General features: G+C 40.8%; 19 protein-coding genes and 1 other RNA gene. 11 read left to right on the top strand and 9 right to left on the bottom strand.

Annotated features, from left to right (window positions below; genetic code table 11):
- Window positions 1-122 precede the first annotated feature (122 nt).
- Together IQ244_RS04380 and nblR are read left to right on the top strand one after the other, a co-directional pair.
- On the top strand, window positions 123-1,040 hold the full coding sequence (locus tag IQ244_RS04380; RefSeq protein WP_193890201.1) for an NAD(+) kinase: 918 nt from the start codon (window positions 123-125) through the stop codon (window positions 1,038-1,040).
- Window positions 1,041-1,224: 184 nt separating this feature from the next.
- Complete coding sequence (nblR, locus tag IQ244_RS04375) at window positions 1,225-1,911, top strand: response regulator transcription factor NblR (protein WP_193890199.1); 687 nt, start codon at window positions 1,225-1,227, stop codon at window positions 1,909-1,911.
- 44 nt (window positions 1,912-1,955) lie between these two features.
- Here nblR and IQ244_RS04370 read toward each other — a convergent pair whose 3' ends face one another.
- Both IQ244_RS04370 and IQ244_RS04365 read right to left on the bottom strand, forming a co-directional pair.
- On the bottom strand, window positions 1,956-2,231 hold the full coding sequence (locus IQ244_RS04370) for a DUF5132 domain-containing protein (protein ID WP_193890197.1): 276 nt from the start codon (window positions 2,229-2,231) through the stop codon (window positions 1,956-1,958).
- A gap of 192 nt (window positions 2,232-2,423) precedes the next feature.
- Window positions 2,424-2,873, bottom strand: a complete 450-nt coding sequence (locus IQ244_RS04365; protein WP_193890195.1) for a beta-lactamase hydrolase domain-containing protein — start codon at window positions 2,871-2,873, stop codon at window positions 2,424-2,426.
- A gap of 737 nt (window positions 2,874-3,610) precedes the next feature.
- Here IQ244_RS04365 and cpdA point away from each other — a divergent pair.
- The gene (gene cpdA / locus IQ244_RS04360) at window positions 3,611-4,408 is read left to right on the top strand and encodes a 3',5'-cyclic-AMP phosphodiesterase (protein WP_193890193.1); all 798 of its coding nucleotides are present in this window, start codon (window positions 3,611-3,613) and stop codon (window positions 4,406-4,408) included.
- A 66-nt stretch (window positions 4,409-4,474) separates the two neighbouring features.
- Here the strand turns inward: cpdA and IQ244_RS04355 are convergent, their stop codons facing one another.
- Complete coding sequence (locus IQ244_RS04355) at window positions 4,475-5,065, bottom strand: chromophore lyase CpcT/CpeT (RefSeq protein ID WP_193890190.1); 591 nt, start codon at window positions 5,063-5,065, stop codon at window positions 4,475-4,477.
- 222 nt (window positions 5,066-5,287) lie between these two features.
- Here IQ244_RS04355 and IQ244_RS04350 point away from each other — a divergent pair, with 222 nt between their 5' ends.
- Window positions 5,288-6,523: a tetratricopeptide repeat protein gene (locus IQ244_RS04350; protein ID WP_193890188.1), complete on the top strand. Its 1,236-nt coding sequence runs from the start codon at window positions 5,288-5,290 to the stop codon at window positions 6,521-6,523.
- 39 nt (window positions 6,524-6,562) lie between these two features.
- On the opposite strand, the gene IQ244_RS04345 is transcribed toward IQ244_RS04350, so the two are convergent.
- Window positions 6,563-6,886, bottom strand: a complete 324-nt coding sequence (locus tag IQ244_RS04345) for a hypothetical protein (RefSeq protein ID WP_193890186.1) — start codon at window positions 6,884-6,886, stop codon at window positions 6,563-6,565.
- Between the two features lie 788 nt (window positions 6,887-7,674).
- On the opposite strand from IQ244_RS04345, the gene IQ244_RS04340 reads away from it, so the two are divergent.
- The 4 genes from IQ244_RS04340 (at window position 7,675) to IQ244_RS04325 (ending at window position 11,029) form a co-directional block, all read left to right on the top strand.
- Window positions 7,675-8,244: a pentapeptide repeat-containing protein gene (locus IQ244_RS04340; protein ID WP_193890184.1), complete on the top strand. Its 570-nt coding sequence runs from the start codon at window positions 7,675-7,677 to the stop codon at window positions 8,242-8,244.
- Window positions 8,241-9,380, top strand: a complete 1,140-nt coding sequence (locus IQ244_RS04335) for a 5-(carboxyamino)imidazole ribonucleotide synthase (protein WP_193890378.1) — start codon at window positions 8,241-8,243, stop codon at window positions 9,378-9,380. Before IQ244_RS04340 ends, IQ244_RS04335 begins: the two co-directional genes overlap by 4 nt.
- A 60-nt stretch (window positions 9,381-9,440) precedes the next feature.
- Window positions 9,441-9,623, top strand: a non-coding RNA gene (ssrS, locus tag IQ244_RS04330) — 6S RNA.
- A 137-nt stretch (window positions 9,624-9,760) separates the two neighbouring features.
- Entirely contained in the window at window positions 9,761-11,029 is a 1,269-nt protein-coding gene (locus IQ244_RS04325; protein ID WP_193890182.1) for a sensor histidine kinase, read from the top strand.
- Window positions 11,030-11,058: 29 nt separating this feature from the next.
- Here IQ244_RS04325 and IQ244_RS04320 read toward each other — a convergent pair whose 3' ends face one another.
- The 4 genes from IQ244_RS04320 to IQ244_RS04305 all read right to left on the bottom strand — a co-directional run bounded on the left by IQ244_RS04320 (window position 11,059) and on the right by IQ244_RS04305 (window position 16,998).
- On the bottom strand, window positions 11,059-12,180 hold the full coding sequence (locus IQ244_RS04320; RefSeq protein WP_193890180.1) for an ABC transporter permease: 1,122 nt from the start codon (window positions 12,178-12,180) through the stop codon (window positions 11,059-11,061).
- A gap of 198 nt (window positions 12,181-12,378) precedes the next feature.
- Window positions 12,379-13,485 carry an ABC transporter permease gene (locus IQ244_RS04315; protein WP_193890178.1) on the bottom strand — a complete coding sequence of 369 codons (1,107 nt, stop codon included), beginning with the start codon at window positions 13,483-13,485 and terminating at the stop codon, window positions 12,379-12,381.
- A gap of 51 nt (window positions 13,486-13,536) precedes the next feature.
- Complete coding sequence (locus IQ244_RS04310; protein WP_193890176.1) at window positions 13,537-15,513, bottom strand: ATP-binding cassette domain-containing protein; 1,977 nt, start codon at window positions 15,511-15,513, stop codon at window positions 13,537-13,539.
- A 72-nt stretch (window positions 15,514-15,585) separates the two neighbouring features.
- Window positions 15,586-16,998 (bottom strand): HlyD family secretion protein, encoded by a 1,413-nt coding sequence (locus IQ244_RS04305; RefSeq protein ID WP_193890174.1) that lies wholly within the window; start codon window positions 16,996-16,998, stop codon window positions 15,586-15,588.
- A 91-nt stretch (window positions 16,999-17,089) separates the two neighbouring features.
- On the opposite strand from IQ244_RS04305, the gene IQ244_RS04300 reads away from it, so the two are divergent.
- From IQ244_RS04300 to IQ244_RS04290, 3 genes are all read left to right on the top strand, one after another.
- On the top strand, window positions 17,090-17,713 hold the full coding sequence (locus tag IQ244_RS04300; protein WP_193890172.1) for a TetR/AcrR family transcriptional regulator: 624 nt from the start codon (window positions 17,090-17,092) through the stop codon (window positions 17,711-17,713).
- A gap of 135 nt (window positions 17,714-17,848) precedes the next feature.
- A complete protein-coding gene (locus tag IQ244_RS04295) occupies window positions 17,849-19,534 on the top strand; it encodes a DUF1565 domain-containing protein (protein ID WP_193890171.1) in 1,686 nt (561 codons plus the stop codon).
- A 118-nt stretch (window positions 19,535-19,652) separates the two neighbouring features.
- Window positions 19,653-19,892 carry a DUF6737 family protein gene (locus tag IQ244_RS04290; RefSeq protein ID WP_193890169.1) on the top strand — a complete coding sequence of 80 codons (240 nt, stop codon included), beginning with the start codon at window positions 19,653-19,655 and terminating at the stop codon, window positions 19,890-19,892.
- Between the two features lie 30 nt (window positions 19,893-19,922).
- Here the strand turns inward: IQ244_RS04290 and IQ244_RS04285 are convergent, their stop codons facing one another.
- Window positions 19,923-20,462: an adenylate kinase gene (locus IQ244_RS04285; RefSeq protein WP_193890166.1), complete on the bottom strand. Its 540-nt coding sequence runs from the start codon at window positions 20,460-20,462 to the stop codon at window positions 19,923-19,925.
- Between the last annotated feature and the right edge of the window lie 67 nt (window positions 20,463-20,529).

The raw sequence follows: 20,529 nt of genomic DNA, 5'->3' as shown, positions 1-20,529 counted from the left end.
AGTGATAAATACATTCTGCCTTCTTTCTTTTTGACTTTTGCTCACAGACTAATGACTAGGTTGGCCAAAATATGTAAGGATTACATAGTACAAAGCATCGCTAAAAGTTTGGATATTTGAATGTGCCGAAAGCAGGCATTATCTACAATGATTTAAAACCGATAGCGAGTCGTGTCGCTATCGAACTAGAAGAGAAACTCACCGCTGCTGGTTGGGATGTATGTGTTACAAGTAGCATCGGTGGGATATTGGGCTATGCTAATCCAGAAAGCCCTGTATGCCACACTCCTATTGACGGTTTGACACCCCCTGGTTTTGACTCAGACATAAAGTTTGCTGTTGTACTTGGGGGAGATGGCACTGTTTTAGCTGCGTCTCGTCAGGTTGCACCTCTGGGGATTCCCTTGTTAACGGTGAATACTGGTCACATGGGGTTTTTGACAGAAACATATCTTAATCAACTGCCCCAAGCCCTTGAACAAGCAATGGCGGGTGAATATGAAATAGAAGAACGGGCAATGCTGACTGTGAAGGTATTGCGCGGGGATGCGGTACTATGGGAAGCATTGTGCTTGAACGAAATGGTGCTGCATCGGGAACCGTTAACCTGTATGTGTCATTTTGAAATTGCTATTGGTCGGCACGCACCAGTAGATATTGCCGCAGATGGCATCATTGTGTCTACACCTACTGGTTCTACGGCTTATTCACTTAGTGCAGGTGGCCCGGTAGTCACCCCTGGTATCCCGGCTTTACAGTTAGTGCCGATTTGTCCTCACTCCTTGGCTTCTAGAGCTTTAGTGTTTCCTGATACAGAGACGGTCAATATTTATCCGGTAAATATTCCGCGGTTGGTGATGGTGGTAGATGGTAATGGCGGATGTTATGTATTCTCAGAAGATCGGGTATATTTAGAGCGATCGCAATACAGTGTGAGATTTATTCGTCTACAACCACCAGAATTTTTCCGCATCTTGCGCGAGAAACTCGGATGGGGTCTACCGCATATAGCTAAACCCACCTCTGTAGAGTTACCTTGATTTCTCTGAAAAAGCCACAGGGTACGGGCAACAAGCAACAGGGAAATGGTCAAAATTGTTTCTTTGGCTTTTTTCCTGAATTGCTAGTTTATAAATAGAATTGGAAAACAAAGTTACCATTCACAACAGGACTATTACTCAGTTCTGTTGTTTTGACTTTTGATTTTTAACCTTTGGCTTATTTATGACAGTTGCTCACAGTCCCTGTGTTTTGGTGATTGAAACTGATGAAAGCCTTGCAAATCAGTTATCTTCTGATTTACAAGAGGCAGGTTATGATGCAATTTTGGCTCACGATGCAGCCAGTGGTTTGCAATACAGTCGTGATTGCCAACCTGCTTTAATTGTTCTAGACCGGATGCTGGCAGGAGAATCAGGACTCTCGTTGTGTAAAAATATCAGAAGTGCTGGGATGCGTTCTCCTGTGCTGGTCTTAATGGCTAGAGATACAGTTGATGACCGTGTAGCCTGTCTAGAAGCGGGTGCTGATGATTATATTCTTAAACCCTACCGCCCAGAAGAATTTTTAAAGCTAATTCGCCTTTATTTAAAACCTGATATTGATACGACAGAACAGTTACGCTTTGGGGATTTAGTTTTAGATATATCAACTCGCCGCGCCATCCACAATGGACGGGTAATTGATTTGACAATGAAAGAATTTGAGTTATTAAAATTTTTAATGGAACATCCCCGTGAAGTATTAACCCGCGAACAAATATTAGAAAATGTCTGGGGTTATGATTTTATGGGTGAGTCGAATGTGATTGAAGTGTATATTCGTTACTTACGCCTGAAAATCGAAGACGAAGGTCAAAAACGGTTAATTCAGACAGTGCGAGGTGTGGGATATGTTCTGCGGGAGTCTTAGTAGCAGAGTTTATTTTTAAACGCAAAGGTTCGCTGAGTTGTGGCCTAGGTCTCTCTGGGTTCAGCGGATTTCATACGTTCTTCACCAACTTCGGCCCTAGCTTCGGCAATGATATCTTCCCAGGTTTCGCTAACTTCGGCGATCGCTTCTTTGCTCTTTTCATAGAACACAATTCCTTTTTTAACCACCGCTTTAGCTACTGGTCTACCCACACCAGCTACCAGTGGCAATAATACAGGCACAAGCAAAACTCCGACAATACCGGTAATTCCTAGTCCTTCGGCTAAATCTCCAAGGTCTGGTAAAAGTTTTACTGACATAATGTTATGTTCACCTCCCTGGTTTTACCTTCGTTTATTTTAATTCTTTTTCGTTAGTACTGAGGTAAAAAAGCCGGAGTTTGCAAAGTAATGTAACTTTTGTAGCGTTTCTCGTGTGAGTGAGGGACATTTCATTGACGTTAGAGGCTAGTGAGGGCGTAACTCAGACAATAATTGTTTGACTCGGTTGAATTAAGCTTTCTCAGTTTGATCAGCAATATATTTATCGAGTAAAAATTGCTTGAGGTGTGGTTGTTCCAAATTAATCCCAAGTTCACTAGCTTTTTGAGTGACTTGTTCATAAGTTAAACCCTCACTAATAGCATTGGCTATTAAGGCGATACCGCCTGCTCTTGCACCAGCTGCACAATGAATCAAAATTGGTTTAGGTAAGTTTTCAATCTTTTCAATTGCTAACTCTGTTAGTTCCTGATTTGCTTGTGAAGGCTTTAATGGAACGTTGACGTATTCTAGTCCCGCTTCTTCTGCTTGTTGTTGCTCATCATGAAAAAAGCCTGATTCGTCAGGGGAACGTAGATTTAGCACCGATTTAAAACCTGCTTGTGCTAACTGCTGTAATTCTTCAGGAGTTACTTGTCCCGCAATACTCAGATTTTCACTAACTTTTTTGCTATCACTCATAAAACCCGGCAAATCTATAGTCTTAACGTAGTATATGAAAAGTTATGTAAAAAAAGCTAGTGCAGGAACGCTCAATATTCAACATTGAGGAATCATAATTTAATGTTTAAACGAGATTGGTAGGCGATGCGTAATAGCGCAAGGTGGAAATCAAAAGTCAAAACTCAAAAAGTAGGTATATCAAGGCTTGTACCTATTTAAAATGGTAGGTTTATTGACGCTGCACTGTACTAGCTTAGCCAGCAAAGCACTTCGTATTCCCCAACCGGCTGTAACCTGCGAGAAAGCCAAGTAGGGGCGAACGGCCGTACCCTGCGGGAACGCTAAGAGCGAACGCCCCTACCGTTGGGGAACATGAAGTACGATCTCCTATCACCCTCGTTCAAAAATCAAATATGATTCCTATAAAAGGCTGATTTTAATTGTGTTCTAACAATATTTCCCCTTAAGCAAATAAGTATCGTCAAATACAAAAAATACAATCTCTATCTGATGATAGATGCAAAAAAATTTTGTTTCAAATTGTATTTTTATGAACAGCTTTGAGTATAAAAATTACTTAAAGTATGGCAACATATTTTTTGAGCCAAAGCTTTCAGGTTTAGAGGTAAGTTGCCACACTAACTATAGGGCAGACAATTAAAATCAAGCTAGTTTTGCTACTTGATTTTAAGTTCAGTGTTTTGCCAGGAATGACAATCAGGGTACAAAGACAAGCATAGTGTGAGCAGTGAAGAATGAATCAAGTATCTACCGTATCAATTGCTCAGGTAACAGATATACATCTGTTTGCCTCAGAAAGTCATCAACTGCTGGGAATGCCTACCATTGAGTCTTTTAAGGTAGTGCTGGAGCGATTAAAGGAGCTAAAATCGGAAATTGATTTACTATTATTAACGGGAGATTTATCTGGGGATGGTACTTCCGACTCTTATGAACATTTGCAAAGTTTAGTCAGTCAACTACAAATACCTACTTACTGGCTACCAGGAAATCATGATTGTGCGATCGCCATGAATGAGATTCTCAACATCAAAATGATTTCCCGGCGCAAGTCTTTCCAGCGTGGTAATTGGAATTTTATCTTACTAAACTCGGCTGTACCTGACTGTGTACATGGTCATCTCTCAACTAACACTCTCAATTGGCTGGACTCAGAATTAGCAAAACTAGGTGATAACCCCACGCTAATAGCCCTTCATCATCCACCTTTTTTGGTCAATTCTGCATGGCTGGATAGCAGCAATCTTAAAAATCCTGAAGAATTATTTGCAGTGATTGATCGCTACCCACAAGTTAAATTAGTTTTATTCGGTCATATTCATCAACAGTTTCAACGCCAGCGCCATAATGTCGGCTATTTAGGAACGCCCTCAACTTGTATTCAGTTTCGTTCCCATAGTCCAACTTTTGCCATTGACCAAAAAGCCCCAGGTTTTCGCCTGCTGAAACTGTACCCCAGTGGTATCTGGGAAACATCGGTGGAAAGAGTTCCCTATTTTCACCCACTGGAGTTAGCCGCAACGGGATACTAAAGAAAGTCAAAAGTTAAAAGTTAAAAGTCAAAAAAATCATATCCCTATTTACTCGGCGTTCAGCACTCAGCACTTAACTTCATCAGCAAAACTCGCCCACCGGACGAAATAAAATGGCCCGGCGACGGAACCCCAGATATGTTCATCAGTTTCAGGGTCGCGTCCTCTGTCAAGGCTGATGAATTTTTCGCCGTCGATTTCAAATTCACTATCTAAATAAGTTCTTTGACCTTTGCGGAACACAATACAGGCTTTCCCTGGTTCTACAGTACCTTTGAAACTATTACCAGTCCACTCAACAATCATGTTACAGCCTGGTAATTTTTCTAAGTCATCAGCTGTTACGGTTTTGAGACGTTCTAGGTCACGGGATGCACCGTAAAATTTTTCTTCTTGTTTAACAGTGTAGTTTTCTATTTGAATGCGATCGCCTGCGTTCACCAACTTTAACACCCGCAAGCGATAAGGGTCATTCAGCAGATAGTCATAAGCTTGTTCTACAAAAAAACTTACCCCTGATAACACTTCTAAAGGTAAGGGACGCATACACACGCGGATATGTGCATAAAATGGCGGGTTTTCAAAAGCCTGCGCTTGGTTGCTAAAATCAGCCGCCATCCACCGCGCTAGGGTAGTAATATCTGTAGAGCTTGTCATTTATAGATTATCTTTCGTTGTTTAAAAATCTCTTTGAGTATTTTAATGAAGTATGAAGTCTGAAGTCTAAAGTATGAAATTTTGTGAAGCAGAACTATGAATTATTTGTCAATGCTGATGTTACCTCATGCAATAAATCTATTCGCGTCTGGAGAATTTTGAGAAAAATGTCGTCATTATTGAGCTAGTACAACAAGGTAAAAGTAAAAAGGTAAAGTATTTATGCTCAGGCGCTTATGTGCGATCGCAATTTTTTCTATCTTATTAAATAACTCTGTCACACTAGCTGCACCGAAAGACCCTAGCCAAGCAGATAAATTTCCCCCTAGTCCTTTAGAAGTTACGACACCTGATCCTTTGGTGCGGAGTTCTGCGAATAAAGAACCGTTAACTCCAATAGAACAGCTAAAGCTAAAGGCGGCTTTGGATGAGTTAAATCAGGAAGCAGCAGCGACATTGCAAACTGGAGATAAGGTAACAGCTTTTGAAATTTGGAACCGCGAAATCCGTTTGCGGCGTTATTTGGGTACAATACCCGAAATTCAAGCTTTATCTAGGGTCGGGGCGATCGCATGGAATCAAAACGACCGTCAGCAGTTATTTTATATAAATCAACGATTGCAAGCAATTCAAAAACAGGCTTTATCACCAAAAACTATTGCTAAACAAGGCGTAAATGTACAATTGTTGCAGGCTTTAGGTGAAGCTTATCAAAATGTGCGATCGCCTAAAAATGCTTTGGCAGTTTACAATCAAATTTTGACAACGGTACGCCAGCAACAAGATAAAACCGCAGAGTTATCTACCCTGCAAACAATTGCCGAATTAAACCTAGCTTGGTTTGATTATCCCAACGCCGCCGCCACATATCAAGAATTACTAACGGTAGCTTCGGATGGAGGCGATCGCACCAGTGAGCTAACATATTTAAAACAGTTGGCTTATATTTACCAGCAGGGCAAACAACCGCAACAGGCGATCGAGACATTAAATAAGTTAGCCTTAATGTCTACTGACCCAGAAAATATTCTTAAAATACCAGAATTAAAATTAGCGATCGCCAGTAATTACGAATCTTTAGCTAAAGAAAATCCTAATTTGATTCAAGAAGCTTTTAATAACTATCAACAAGCTTATACAACCGCTTGGGAATCACAGCAATTTGTTATAGCTGCGGAAGCTTTACAAAAGTTAATTGTCCTCTATCGTTCCCAAGGACAAATCGACGCAGCATTACAAACAAGTCAAATTCTCATCGAAACCCAAGCAAAAACTTCTAACTCTTATGGCTTGATGCAAGCCTATGACCAAATTGGGCAAATTTACCTACAGCAAAAAGACTATCCTCAAGCACTTTTAGCCTTTCAACAAGGACTACAACTAGCCCAACAACTCAAACACGAAGAATCTTACTTTACCCAACAAATTGCCAAAGTATCCCAGGAATCTGGTCAATAGTCATTGTCAACTTTCACAACCATTGACCCTTGATTTCTCTTAAACATCTTCTAATTCTAACTGAGCTACCGTTACAGCGTTAAAGGCAAAGGCCACTACCAAAGGCATTGGACATCTGAGTATAAAGGTGCTTGCGACAGCTACAACCGTACCAAATACGGCTGACATTGACCAAATTCTTTCTTCAAAGGTGAATCCTTTTTCAGCTTTAATTCCTCTCAAAACATGAGATGGAATGGGTTCTGGCATTACTCCGCCTGGAGGAAATGCCCAATAATTATTTCGCCGTTCAACAAATAATTCTGTCCAGCCATTTTCTTGGCACCAAGTCTCGATCCATTCTAGAGAATAATGTTTCATCATTTGTGTAATGCTGCTTACGAATTTTGTGTAGTTGCTGAATATAAACTAATAGGTTTCTAACTAACAACTGGCAATAGAAATAAACCGAATGTTAGAGAAGGCTAAAAAGCCGATTATGTAACTTCTTGAACTTTTGCCTTCCTCCTACCTTTCTCTGACTAACCAAGCAACTATTATGAAACTAAACTTAATTCTCCTCTTGTGTAGCCGGCCAAGCATTCGAGACGGATAATCAATATGCTCAAGCAATGCTGACTACTCACCTTAATAAGAAGATTAACAGGCGATAATGGCTGTTAAAAGCAAAAGTTAATAAACTTTACTTTGAAAATCCATAATAAAGAAATGTAAATAACTATAGTAGATAAATAATCATAAAAACATTTATATCGCAAAACGCATTTTTAAAAATCAAGAATTGTAAATATACAAGTGAGTATGCGCTGTAGTCATACAGTTGCTTTATGAAGATGCAATTAATCGGCTGTTGTAGAGACTTTGCAGGTAAAGTCTCTACAGAATTTATCGGGTGTAGCTTTAGATTAAATTGGTATAACTTCCGAAAATTGTTTTGAACTGAAGAAACTCAGCCTTGGGTGAGATGAGACAATTTAATTGTTGCCAAAACTTCAATATCTCTAAATATGGGCATCAAATAATATTTTGATTGCCTGTTTGGCTGAAAATGCCCACTCTAATACGTAGTCTAATGTTGATGTTTAGGCGATCGCCTGGGTTACATTACAAAATGTTAAGCTAAGGTAATCTACAATACTTAAAAAATCAATATGTTTTGGCTACCAGGATTAATATTACTTTTAGCAAGTTTATTACTTTGTCTAATTCACCTGAGCAAAAATCACTACACAGTAATAACTATTCTTACCCTCTTGCTCCTGCCTTCTGCCTTCTGCCTCCTGCCTCTTACCGCCCTTGCAGTAGACTGGACTCATCCATTGTCATTTAGTAATGCACAGCTAGGTAGACGTGATTTTTCGGGACAAATGCTGCAAGCGGCGGAATTTTCCAACGCGAACATGGAAATGGCTAACTTTACAGGTGCTGACTTGCGCGGAGCCGTCTTGAGTGCTTCAGTGATGACCAAAGCTAATCTTCATCAAGCCGATTTAACTAATGCGATGGTCGATCAGGTAAACTTAACAGGGGCTGATTTGAGCGATGCCGTTTTCAAAGAAGCCTTGTTACTTCGCGCCCTGTTTACAGATGTGAATATTCAAGGTGCAGACTTCACTGATGCAGTGTTGGATAAAGCCCAAATCAAAGAACTGTGCAGTAAAGCTAGTGGGGTAAATTCCAAAACTGGCGTAGAAACTCGTGAATCTTTAGGATGTCGATGAAGCGTGTTGGTGTAATTGGTGGTGGGCAACTAGCCTGGATGATGGGAGATGCAGCGCAAAAACTAGGAGTAGAATTAATTGTACAGACTCCTAGTAAATTTGATCCGGCTGTGGCTATTGCTCAAGATACGGTTTTTGCGGCAATTGATGATGCAAAAGCCACAGAAATATTAGCCCAAAAAAGTGAAGTTATCACCTTTGAGAATGAATTTGTTGACCTTGATGCTTTATCTTTATTAGCTAATCAAGGTGTTTGCTTTCGTCCGAGGTTAGAAGCTTTATCACCATTATTAGATAAATATCATCAGCGTTGTTATTTGCGAGATTTAGGCTTACCTGTACCGCAATTTTTTGCTGTAGATGATATCGAGAATTTAACATCTAAGCTAGAGGCTTTAAGTTTTCCTGTTGTGTTAAAATCACGTCGTCATGGTTACGACGGACAAGGCACATTTATTATCCAAGATTTAGCAAGTTTACAGCAAAAGTTAGCTCAAGCAGCAAATAAATCACAGTTTTTAATTGAAGAATTTGTGCCATTTACACGGGAACTAGCGGTAATAGCAGCCCGTTCTGTTAATGGTGAAGTTGTCAGCTATCCAGTGGTAGAAACCCAACAAGAACAACAAGTCTGTCGGCGAGTCATCGCCCCTGCGGATATTACACCCAATCAAGCCCAACAAAGTCAAGCGATCGCCCATACTCTCTTAAATAGCCTACAAGTCGTGGGCGTTTTTGGTATAGAACTATTTCTCACCAAAGATGGCCAAGTCCTAGTCAACGAAATAGCCCCCCGCACGCACAATTCGGGACATTTCTCCATCGATGCTTGCGAAACTTCCCAATTTGCACAACACCTTAGAGCCGTGTGTGGTCTACCTTTGGGCAACCCTAGTTTACACTGTCCAATGGCGATAATGGTTAACCTACTAGGATATGAAAATTCCGAGAGTGACTATCAAACCCAGCGCCAACAATTAGCCACCATCCCCCAAGCGACAGTTCACTGGTACAACAAAACCGCATCTCGTCCTGGGCGGAAATTGGGACACGTCACGGTTTTGCTAGATGAATATAACCCAGCAGCGGCAAATAATCTCGCCCAAGCCCTCGAATCTATCTGGTATCCCAGTTAAATTGGTCAGAGAATTTTTATATTGAACACACAAGTTGTTTGAGAAAGCTATAATGAGTTAGTTGCACTGCGACGTTGGTGACTGCCATCAAGTTTTTTGATCTATGTCTTTAAAGAAAAGGGAACCAACAGTTATCGTGGCAGTAGACCGGGCATGTACCCGGAAACTTTAAACGAGCAACATCGGTACCCACCTGGTTTAACCAGGTCATAAACTTAGGTAAAACGGCGTTGCGGTGAACTTATAAATTTTTAGCTCCCAAATTTTAACTAAATTTGGGAGCTTTAGTTATGGGCATCTAGAAAAATATAAAAAATTATTATTTATTTCTAATATTTTAGTCTAATTATGATACAAAGCTTTAACTAAGAATGGGGGGTATGCAGGTGGAAGATTTTTTTAATTCTTTTCTATCAGACAATTTTATTCCACATGGGCATTGTTACTTATGGCAGCCAGGGTTAGTATGGTTACACATTTTGTCAGATTCGATAATTGCTTTCTCTTATTATTCCATTCCGCTGATGTTGGTATATTTCGTCCGAAAAAGACAAGATATACCATTTAAAAATATTTTTATTTTATTCAGTGCTTTTATTATTTCTTGTGGCACAACGCATTTAACAGAAATATTCACCCTTTGGCATCCTTATTATTGGTTATCTGGAAGTATCAAAGCACTGACAGCGATTATTTCCTTTTATACTTCTTTGACATTAATCCCGTTAGTGCCTCAAGCACTAGCTTTACCAAGCCCAGCACAACTAGAAGCAGCAAATCAAGCTTTGCAAGTTGAAATTACAGAACGTAAATTAGTAGAGAATGAGTTACGCCAATACAAAGAACGCTTAGAAGAACTGGTAGAACAACGTACTGTTGAACTAGCCACAGCCAATAAACAACTTCAAATGGAGATTGTGCAACGCCAGAAATCTCAAGAAAGAATGGGTGAATTACTCCAACAATTAAAAAATACTAATCAAGAATTGAATGACTTTGCTCATATAGTTTCCCATGATTTAAAAGCTCCATTAAGAGGTGTTGGTTTATTATCAGAATGGTTATTAAATGATTATGCAGACAAATTTGATGCAGAAGGTAAAGACTTAGTTAATAGACTCATCAGCAGGGTTAATAAGTTACAAAATTTGATTGATGGAATTTTAGAATATTCTAGAGTTGGCAGGCTGAGAGAAGACAAAAGAGAAGTTAATTTAAATGTTTTGATTAGAGACGTAATTGAAACTTTGGAAGCAAGCAAAAATATTCAAATCGAAATAACTAAACCTTTACCGATTATTTATTGGGAAAAGACTAAACTTGAACAAGTTTTTCAAAATTTGTTGAGTAACGCCATCAAGTTTTTAGATAAACCTCAAGGAAAGATTTTAGTTGACTGCACAGAAAAAGATGATTATTGGCAAATCAGTGTTGCTGATAATGGAATTGGGATCGAAGAAAAATATTTTACAAAAATCTTCCAGATTTTCCAAAAATTATCTAGTACTGAAGATTCCACAAGCACGGGAATTGGTTTATCTATAGTCAAAAAGATTGTTGAGATGTATGGTGGCAGTATTTGGGTGGAATCAGAATTTCATCAGGGTAGCACATTCTTTTTTACCATCAAAAAAACACTGCAAATTTAACCAGTATTACCAGCAATGTAAAAATATATTTAGCTCAATTGACTACGAAATTTATTAATACTAATAGTTAATAAAACAATCGCAAAGGCTACTAATGCCAAAACATTAATCCACAAGACATCTAACCCAACTCCTTTGAGTAGAATGCCTCTGACAATGGCGATATAATGACGTAGGGGATTGATTAAAGACAAAACTTGGAAAAAAGGTGGCATAGCTTCAATAGGTGCGATCGCACCAGAAGTCTGTACCATTGGTAAATTAATAAAGAAAGATGTCAGAACTACTTGTTGTTGCGATCGGCAAACAGTAGCCAACATAATCCCTAAACTAATCCCCACAAATACATACATACTCGACAGGGCAAAAAACAGGAAAAAATTTCCCCGAAATGGGACGTGAAATACTACTGTTGCTAAAGTTAAAGCGAGTAAAACATCTCCTAATAATAAAACAGCTAAAGGCACAATTTTTGATAGTAAAATTTGCCAGTTTGCCGCCGGAGTCATCAATAATTGTTCTAAAGTTCCCGTATCTTTTTCTCGAACAACTGTGATTGCGGAAACTAATGTGCCAATTAATGTGAGAACTAACCCCATAACTCCCGGTACAAAAAACCAGCTACTAATTAATCCAGGGTTGTAGAGAAATACGACTTCAGGGGAAATTGGCAGAGTAACTCGCGCCTGAGTCAAATGCAAATTATATTGTTGAATAATTTGATTCATATAATTGCCAGCAATTCCGGCTGTATTGGCATTGACTGCATCAATAAATACCTGAATTTCTGCTGATTTTTGTGCGAGTTTTCGAGGGAAATCAGGAGGAATGATCACGCCGACATCTAGCTTGCCTTCTTCTACTTGCCGACTCAAATCTTTTTCACTACTTGGTACAGATTCAAGTGTAAAAATTTGATTAGATGTCATAGCTGAAACTAACTCACGGCTGGCGCTGACGTTGGCATAATCGATGACACCTAATCTTAAGTTATGCACGTCAGGGTTTAAGATAAATCCATATAGTAATAGTTGGATAGTCGGCGGGACAATTAGCAATACAATTAATTGTCTATTGCGTAATATCTGATTGATTTCTTTTCGGACTAATGCCCAAAATGGACTGTCGAATAGTTGACGAATAAGTTTCATTTTAACAAACCGCAAAGTACGCTAAGGACGCAAAGAGAAGAAGCAGTTTTGTAAGAATTCAGCACCCAGGAGTCAGAAGCCAGAATTTAGAAATATCTAGAGGATTAGCAAATTAATTCATCAAATATTTCTCCTGATTCTTTAAACCTTCTGACTCCTTAATTCTGACTCCTGAATACTTACGCAGTTTTTTTAAGATTAACTAGGTAATTGCATTCGACTTAAAACTCGGTGTGATACGTTAAAAAAGAATAAACCCAAGATTGTCAACATGAGTAAATCAAACCAAACTCCAGCAAAGCCTGTACCACGTACAAAAGAATCACGAGTAATATCAATGTAATAACGCGCTGGAACTATATTAGGTGCTAATGAAAGAGGGAAGGGAATGTTATTGAGGGGATAAATAAAACCTGATAATAATAATGATGTAATAAACCCAACGAGAGAAACGCCTTGAACAGCAGCATTTTGGTTACTACTGCGTACTCCTAAAAGTAAACCAAATAGTACACTATCCATCAAGAATAAGAGAGTGCCAATTACTAAAGTTATGGGATTGCCTACTATACCAACTTGGAAAATTATTGAGCCTAATATCATGACTATTAAGGTTTCTAAGATAGCAATTAATAAGTAGGCTAATCCTTTACCAAGTAAGAGTTCAGTGGCACTGATACTAGAAGCGTAGACTTGAATAATTGTCCCTTTTTCTTTTTCCCTAACCATTGCGATCGCAGCCAGTAATGAAGGGAAAATCCACAGCACAACTCCATACACTCCCGGCACTATATACAGTGATTCTAATCTGCCAGGATTAAACCACAAACGCGTTCTTGCTGTAATACTATTAGTAGGTGGTAATAGTCCATGCTCCTGCATGAAAAAGTTTGTGACTCTTTGAATACTATTTCTAATTACTCGCGCGTTGTTAACATCAGTCGCATCAATTAAAACTTGCACCGTTGTACTTTTGCCTGCTTGAATATCACGGCTAAATTCAGGAGGAATAATGACGGCAGCTTTAGCAATTCCTTTATCTATAGCATCTCGTGTAGGGTTGCCACCTGACCATTGTTTAGGGGTAAATTGATTAGTGGCGTATAATCTTTCAATGTAGCTATTGCTGAGGCTGGTGCGATTAAAATCTTGGACAATTAAAGGGATATCTTTGCTTTCTAATCTAATAGCAAAACCAAAAATTATGAGGGTGATAAATGGCAAGATAAAGGCTAAGGCTAAGGTAAGGCGATCGCGGCGAAATTGGGCTATTTCTTTAATACATTGGGCAATGATTCTTTTCATTTGTTTAACGCCAAGGTGTGGGGAAGTAAAGGCAAAGGGGCGCGGAGTTTTTTATATTTGCGATCGCTCTACTATGCCAATAAAGGCATCTTCTAACGAAAAGGGGATGGGGCGTAGGGAGTTGATGTTGATTTGATTGGCGGCTAATAGTTGCGTTATTTGGTTGATTTCTTTTTCGGGGTTGTCGAGAACAACGTGTAAACGATCGGCAAAAATCGAGATACGCCAAGAATCAAAGTGTTGTTTGAGTAATTTGGAAGCTGTTTGATTTTGATTGACAATAATTTCGATTAATTGTCCTGGTTGGGAAGCTTTGATAGCACTCGGTGAACCTTCGGCGACGGTTTCCCCCGCAACCATAAAACTCATGCGGTTACACTGTTCGGCTTCTTCTAAATAGTGAGTTGTCACTAAGATGGCTGTTCCGTTGCGGGCGAAGTCATTAATTAGCTTCCAAAATTGGCGACGCGCTAAGGGATCTACACCTGATGTGGGTTCATCTAAAAATAAAATATCTGGCTCGTGCATGACGGAAGCACCGAAAGCGACTCGCTGTTTCCAACCTCCTGGTAATTGTCCAGTAACGAGATTTTCTTGTCCTTCTAAGCCGCAGGTAGCAATTACCCAATCGATTTTTTCTCGTCGCAGTTTGCGCGGTACGCCGTAAACTCCGCTATAAAATTCGAGGTTTTGCAGAATGGTTAAGTCGTCGTAGAGGGTGAATTTTTGACTCATGTAACCAATGCGTCGCCGTAAGTCTGCACTCCGCAAATTTCCCGTTTCACCACCGAGAGAAATTTCCCCACCGCTGGCTTCTAACAGTCCGCACAACATTTTAATTGTGGTGGTTTTTCCTGCACCGTTAGCACCCAATAAGCCAAATATTTCGCCGTAGCGCACCTCAACGTTGACATCTTTCACAGCTTGGAATTTACCAAAAACCCGACTCAAATTTTGGGCATATATAGCCAGTTGCTGCGTCTGTTGATTCACAGGTATAGGTTTAAAACTCTCCTGCCCCTCTACTCCCCTCATACGCGAACGAGGGAAGGGAAAAAACTGTGGAACAGAACCTTGTTGACGCAGGCGAGTAACGAAGACGTTTTCTAATGTGGGTTCGCCACGTTCGATAGTGGGGGAGGGTAACTGATGTTGTTGCAAAAGTTGGCGGACTTCTGTTTCTCCCGCGTCTAAATCTGGAACGAGTACATCCAAGCGATCGCCAAAAATCTGCACATCTATAATATTGTTCTGTACAGTCTGGGAAAGTATCTCTTCTGTGGTTGTTAAATTGGCTGTTCGCACTTCCAAGCGATGCAAGCCCAAATTAGCGCGTAAATCTGCGGGTGTGCCAATTTCCTGAATTTGCCCACCATACATCAAAGCCACGCGGTGACAGCGTTCGGCTTCGTCGAGGTAAGGTGTCGCCACGACAATTGTCATCCCCTCGGCGGAAAGTTCCGCTAACACATCCCAAAATTCTCGCCGGGAAACGGGATCAACACCTGTGGTTGGTTCATCTAATAACAATACTTCTGGCTGAGAAACTAAAGCACAACATAGCGCCAGCTTTTGTTTCATTCCCCCAGATAATTGTCCCGCCAAGCGATCGCCAAATTTATCTAAATTCATTAATTTTAAATATTTCTGGCGGCGTTCTTGAAGCAAATCATCTGCTACTTGCCGTAAACCTGCGGCATAACGTAAATTCTCATCAATACTCAAATCTAAATACAGGGAAAACTGTTGGGTGAGATAACCTGTTATTAATCTTGCATCTCGCGCCGGCTGTCCAAATATCTCCACTTCTCCCGCCGTTGCTTCCATCACACCGCCCAAGATGTGAAAGGTGGTGGTTTTCCCCGCCCCATCAGGGCCGATGAGTCCGAACATCTCGCCTTTATGGACGCTGAAATCAATCCCCCGAACGGCTGCTAGGTTGTTGTAGTGCTTGTGTAAGGCGTGTACTTTGATGGCGGTTGTGGTGGGGCTGGATGATGGTCGTGAGATAATGAGTGGCTGTTTCATATTTTTTCACGCAGAGACGAGGAGGCGCAGAGAGTTCTTAGAGAATTATTTGTTGAGTCAGATTTGTTCCCTTCAACCTCCTGCCTCCTGCCCCTGGTTGGTGAGCGTAGCCGAACCACTGCCTCCTGCCTTCAACAGAATCTCTGCATCTGCCGGCATCCCAATTTTGGCGCAGGGTAAATCTGATTCGGCGTAGGGATTTTCGGGGTTAAAGCAACCATCTGGGTTTGTAACTTCGACGCGAATGCCGACTACTTGTCTGACTCGATCTTTTTGGAAATAAATATTTTCTGGTGTGAATGAAGCTTGGGGATCAATGGCAATGACTTTGCCTTGTAAGGGTTTGTCTGGTGCAGAATCTAGGAGAATTTTTGTGGTTTGTCCTAAGCGCACTTTGCCAATATCGCCTTCGGGAATGAAACCGCGAAAATACAATGTTTTGGGATCAACAATGGTCAAAATCTTTGTTTGGCTGTTAACTACTGCCCCTGGTTCGGCACTCCGGGCTGTAACTACGCCATCTATGGGGCTGAGGACGTTTAAATCTTTTTTAGAGTCGGTAATTTGGGTAATGAGTTGCTGCTTTGAGGCTTGGGCATCTCTGACTTTAGCTTGTGCAGATTTAACTTTAGCTTGTGCAGATTTAAGTTGAGCATAGCTTTGTTGTTGCTTTCTGAATAACGAAGTTAGCTGGGCGTTGCGAATGTCGGGGTTGAAACCTGTAGTTTTGGCTTGGGTTAGCGCCCCTTCGACTGCACTTAAATTTTGGCGTGCGGCGTTAACTGCGGCTTGTCTGGCTTCTAAGGTGGCTATGGCTGTGTCAAGAGTAGTTTGGGCTTGATCAAATTGTTGTTGATTGATAGCGCCTTCTTTGACTAATTTGGCATAGCGATCGCGGTTGATATTGGCTAAATTTACTTCTGCGGCTGCTTGTTTAACTTGGGCTTGTGCTTGCACTAACTGAGCTTTGGCGGCTGCAACGTTCGATTTTGCCTGTTCAATTCGTCCTTGGGTATCGCCTTGAGACTGACGCACATTCAGTTTGGCTTCGTTAATTTGGCTGGTAATTTCTTGAATTTCTCTTTCTACTCGCTCAACATCAGAAATTGCTTGCTGTTCATCAGATTGCGCCGATGCTATCCTAGCTTCTGCACCACGCAATTGGTCTTGCAGGAGTTGGTCATTGCTGTCATCCATTGTGATTAATTCTTGTCCCTTTTTGACTGCCGTCCCTTCCCGCATGGCAATTGTCTCAATTCTGCCAGAACGCTTTACCCCAATCTCAGTTTCATAACCCTCAATCCGACCACTAACTTTCAGTATATTTACTGCACCTTGGGGTTGACTGTGCCAGACTGCGTAGCTAATACCACTGATAACCAGCAAACCGCCAATCAGTAACGGAATTGGCTTCTTGCGGCGCTGCTGCTTGGATACTGGGACATTTGTAAGACTTTCCGGTGGGATTGGGGTAGTCTGAGTCATAGTAGCATCCTGGATTGTGAAAATATTTTGGTCATCATACTAGACTGTCCAGTATGATACAGCAAGAGATCAGCAAAAAAATTTACTTTTCATGCCTAACTCCTTTACCTCTCAACTGGAAACTGTGTTACCTGCGATTACGCAAAAACAAGAACAAATTTTGCAAGGTGCAATTCGGGTATTTTTGCGCGAAGGTTACGCTAGAACCAGTATGGATAGGGTAAGTGCAGAAGCTGGAGTTTCTAAGCAAACAATTTACAGTCACTTCGGAGATAAAGAAGGACTGTTTAAAGCGTTAATGGAAAGGTTAACGCTCACTTGTTTTCAAAGTATCTTTTCTAACACACAATTGCACGGCGAACCGGAAGGTTTATTACGTCAGGTTGGGGAAATTTACTTAACTAAAGTTGCCGAGAATCCTGATTATTTGGCACTGTTACGCTTGATTATTACTGAGTCACAAAACTTTCCTGAACTCGCCAAACTTTATAATCAAACAGTTGTCCAACGCGGTCGCTTATTGTTGAGTGAGTATTTTACAGCCCATCCAGAATTAGGGATTATAGATCCAGAAGCGATCGCCCATATTTTCATGGGTTCCTTAGTTTCTTACGTAATTATACAGGAAATGCTGTACGGTAAAGAACTCACATCCTTGTCACGCGATCGCCTGTTAGATAGTTTGATGAATTTAGTTATGAGCCAATCAAGGTAAAATAAGTAGCAAATAGCAGCTTTTCTGGAATTTACCAGCTAAATTTGGTAGTCAATGTTGCAAATTTTAGCGATAACTAGCTATTCGCAAAGTTAAAGCTAATAGTATGACTATGTATTTTTTAGCGGTATAAATATGCCTCAAACTTTTTACGTAAATCCTTTAACTGGAAATAGTACTAATTCTGGTAGCCAACAAGCGCCCTTTAAAACAATTACCCAAGCCCTCAAGGTTGCTACACCAGATACAACAATTCAACTCACAGATGGAAATTACAGCGTCGCTAGTGGAGAAGTTTTCCCCTTAACCATTCCATTTGGTGTCAAAGTAATTGGTAACGAAGCAAACAAAGGTAGCAGTATTTTAATTGAAGGTAGTGGTACTTACCTCAGCCGGACTTTTGCTGGTCAAAACGTCACTTTTGTCATGATGGATGGTGCTGCACTCCGGGGAGTGAGTGTGACAAACCCCGCCTCTCGCGGTAGTGGTGTCTGGGCAGAATCCACTACTCCCACCATTGCTAATTGCACCTTCAAAAATTGTAAGCGTGAGGGAGTATTCGCTACTGGTGATGCTAACCCAGTGATTCAAGGTAATGTATTTACAGAGAATGCGGCCAATGGAATTGCGATCGCTAAAAATTCCCAAGGTCAAATTCAAGATAACACCTGCTTTAAAACAGGTTTTGGCATAGCCATCAGTGATACAGCCTCACCCACCCTCTTAAATAACAAAATTTCCGAAAACCGTTCTGGCATAGTCGTTTCTGGTAGCGCCCGCCCCATCCTCCGCAACAATGTTAGTGAAAATAATACCGACGATGGTCTAACTGTAATTTCCACTGCCTTACCAGATTTAGGTAGTGCTGCCAGTCCTGGAGGTAATATTTTCCGCAATAACGCTAAATTCGATTTACAAAATGCCAGTTCTAATCAACTAATTTCCGTTGGTAATCAAATTGACCCTAGCAAAGTCAGCGGTAATATCCAGTTTGCCAGCACTCCAGTTCCTACGCCGACACCAACCCCGACTCCAACCCCAACACCAGTACCAACCCCCACGCCAACGCCAATACCAGTACCTATCCCTATACCAACACCAACGCCCACACCAACACCAACACCAACCCCAACACCAACACCAACCCCAACACCAACACCAACACCAACCCCAACACCAACACCAACACCAACCCCAACACCAACCCCAACACCAGTACCAACCCCAACACCCAGCCTCGATTTAACCGATATTGCTAATCATTGGGCAGCAGCCTTTATTCGGGAATTAATCAAACAAGGTATAGTCAACGGTTTTCCAGACCGCACCTTTAAACCCGATGCAACGATGACCAGGGCGCAGTATGCAGCATTAATTGTCAAAGCTTTTGCACCACCCTCAAAGCGTGCAGCAGCCCAATTTAAAGATGTATCCGCCAGCTTCTGGGCATCTAAAGTAATTCAGCAAGCATATCAAGGTCAATTTCTTTCTGGTTTTCCTAATAATACATTTCGTCCCAACCAAAATATTCAGCGGGTGCAAGTTGTAGTTTCTCTAATCAATGGACTACAGTTAGGCACATCTGGTAATGTAGCCAACGCGATCAAAATTTTCGATGACCAAGCCAAAATTCCTGATTATGCCAAAGATGCGGTAGCAAAAGCTATAGACAAGGGAATTATTGTCAATCATCCTAACCTGAAGCAACTTAATCCTACCCGCGATGCGACACGGGCTGAGGTAGCGGTGATGGTTTATCAAGCTTTGGTTGATGCTGGCCGTGTAGCGGCGGTCAATTCGCAATATATTGTGAATGGTTGATTAAACAACACAGGGGTGTAAGGGTTTTGGGGTGTAAAGTAAGAAAAGTATTGAGTTCTGAAACACACTAATCTCTAGCCTCTCATCCCTGTCTGATTCACGCCGTCTATGATGTTTTATGACTGAACAAAAGCCTTTAAATCCTTGGGATTATAAACCTTGGTGGTGTCAGCCTTGGTCTATAGTTCTGACATCTTTAATCTTAATTAGTGGTAGTTGGTTATTATTTAAGGCAATTTGGCTCACAATTCTTGTGTCTATTCCGGTACTCACTTGGATGGGCTTTTTTGTATTTATTTGGCCACAATTGATGGTTCGTAGTGGAATTTTGGAATCTTATCAAAGGGATAATTCCTAAGAGGTTGTTTGTAGCTGGTGATTAGTAAAGTTAGTGTACATCTTTCAACTTAGTCTCATTTTCAATTAGTTCAAAAAACTGCGAAATCTGTTGAGTCGAACGAATGTGATACACATTTTTTGTGTTTTTAGCCTGCTCAATATATTGACGATATTTTGGGGTTAGATATTTGTGACATAACCAAAGTGTGCGGTAGCTATTCAGGGAACTCCTCAAGATTGGACTATTTTGAGGCCAGCCTTCTGGTGGACGAAAGTAACCTATGATAAATCTTTTAGTGACCCACCAGAAATGTACATATAGGGGTAAATCAACATAAATCAGAGTATCCGCCTCATCCAGTCGTGGCCAGAGGGTTTCTATGCTACCAAATCCGTCAATAATCCATCGGTCAGTAGTCAAAATTTGCTGATGGATATGCTGATAATCTTCATTGGAAACTTCAGCACCCCCAGATTTAAATTTAAGTTTGTCTAAGACGTGAAGTGGCAAACCAGTGATTTGGGATAATGCCTTGCTGAGAGTTGATTTACCGCCGCCAGCATTACCAAATACTGCTACTTTTTTCATTGTCACGCTCCTTTGAGTGCTAATTCTCTGGTGGAGAATGTCATTGATCATTTGTTCTTTGTCCTTT

Origin of the sequence: Nostoc sp. LEGE 06077, from assembly GCF_015207705.1 — a bacterium.
GTDB lineage: Bacteria > Cyanobacteriota > Cyanobacteriia > Cyanobacteriales > Nostocaceae > Nostoc_B.
This window is presented reverse-complemented; position numbering and strand designations above follow the sequence as displayed.